General features: G+C 71.4%; 2 protein-coding genes. Both read left to right on the plus strand.

The window, feature by feature from the left end; translation table 11 throughout:
- Nucleotides 1–141: IS4 family transposase (locus tag VFE05_18275; GenBank protein ID HET6232026.1), on the plus strand; the 141-nt coding region annotated here is incomplete at its 5' end.
- Nucleotides 142–549: 408 nt separating this feature from the next.
- On the plus strand, nt 550–1,515 hold the full coding sequence (locus VFE05_18280) for a metallophosphoesterase (GenBank protein HET6232027.1): 966 nt from the start codon (nt 550–552) through the stop codon (nt 1,513–1,515).
- The last annotated feature ends 204 nt before the right edge of the window (nt 1,516–1,719 follow it).

Below are 1,719 nucleotides of genomic sequence, written 5' to 3' on the forward strand. Positions count from 1 at the left end.
ATGCTGGGCGGCTTTCTGGGGCGCAAGGGCGATGGCGAGCCCGGAATCCAGTCGATCTGGACGGGATTCCGCCGCCTCATGGACTTCACCCTCGCCCTCCAGCGCCTGCGCGCCTCACCCGCACTTGTGGGTAATGGGTAGAAACTGCCTGGGGGAGGGAGCCTCGGTGTCGCGGGCGGAGGGCTCCGCTGCTCGTCGGCAATCGGCTACTGATACGGAATGCGGGTAGATCGCGTTGCCTTCGCGGAGTCTCGCCGAAGCGATTCGGACCATCGGTAGCAGCCCACACCGGTGGGCTTCGTGCCGTCGTAGCCCGCGGCTTTAGCCGCCAGGGCGATGCTGGCCGCACCGATTCTCCCCGGATTTCGTACGAATCTGACGGCCTCTCGCGCTACGGCGTGAGAGGCCGGTTTCGCCTGCTGTCGCGAAGCCGCCGTGGCGGACGCTGCGGACGGGCGGGCACGGCGCTTGACCTGTGGGATGGCTCATCGACCGTGCGGCTGGGTGGCCGGGGCGGGAGCGGTGCCGGCGTGCGGAGGTGCGCGGCGGATGAGCTACGTTCGGGACGAGAGGGGACGCGTGGGGATGATGAGAGAGGTGATGGGGGCGCTCGCCGCGCTGGCGGTGGCGGTGGCCTGCGACCGGAGCACGCCGCCCATGAAGCCGGCGGAATTGGCGGCGGTGGTGCCCTCGGTGGGGCCGGGGGACTCGACTGCGGTGCTGGTGGGGGCGGGCGACATCGCGGACTGCCGCTCGCGCGGCGCGGAGGAGACGGCGCGGCTCATCGACGGCATCCCCGGCGCGGTGATGGCGGTGGGCGACCTGGCTTATCCGCGCGGCACCGTGGAGGACGTGCGCCGCTGCTACCGGCCCACATGGGGCCGCTTCCGCGACCGGACCTTTCCGGCGCTGGGCAACCACGACGTGGTGGCGCGAGGTGCGGCGGGCTACGTCGGCTTCTTCGGCGAGCGGCTGCGGGCGCTGGGCCCCGCGGCGGCAGACCCGGCGCGCGGCTGGTACAGCTACCGGCTGGGTGCGTGGCACGTCGTCGTCCTCAACAGCAACCCGGCTTCGGTCGATTCGGCGCAGGTGCGATGGCTGCGGGAAGACCTTCGCGCGAACCGGCAGCCGTGCACGCTGGCGTACTTCCACCATCCGCGCTTCACCTCGGGCCCGCACGGCGACGCCGGGTGGATGCAGCCCATCTGGCAGGCGCTGTACGACGGGGGCGTGGACGTGGCGGTCGCCGGGCACGACCACGACTACGAGCGCTTCGTGCCCATGGACGCGGCGGGGCGGCCGGACGAGGCGCGCGGCATCCGCTCGTTCGTGGTGGGTACCGGCGGCGCCGAACGGCGGCGCATCCGCTCGGTAGATGCGGGCAGCGTGGCGCGCATGGACGACACCTTCGGCGTGATCCGCTTCGTCCTGCGCCCCGGCACGTACGAGTGGGACTTCATCCCCACCGGCCGCGCCAACCAGAGCATCGACCACGGCAAGGGCACCTGCCACTGACCACGGGGAAATGCCGGCGATCCCGCCGCAGAACCGAGACAGTGCCTCGTCTCCGGCAGGGGCCGACCCGCGTGCCGGCTCGCGTTTCCGTCGCCTCACCCGTAAGTCGGACGATGCGATGCATCGGCCGCCTGACCGCTGGAGCGTTGAGGTTCATCGTCGTTTGTAATGCCGCAGCCGCGATACATCCGCAGCGCCGACGCG

It is taken from the genome of Longimicrobiaceae bacterium (assembly GCA_035696245.1).
Lineage (GTDB): Bacteria > Gemmatimonadota > Gemmatimonadetes > Longimicrobiales > Longimicrobiaceae > DASRQW01.

Bases quoted from the DNA above. Each gene is read 5' to 3' on its own strand.
- VFE05_18280 (HET6232027.1), top strand. From the start codon at position 550: ATGAGCTACGTTCGGGACGAGAGGGGACGCGTGGGGATGATGAGAGAG.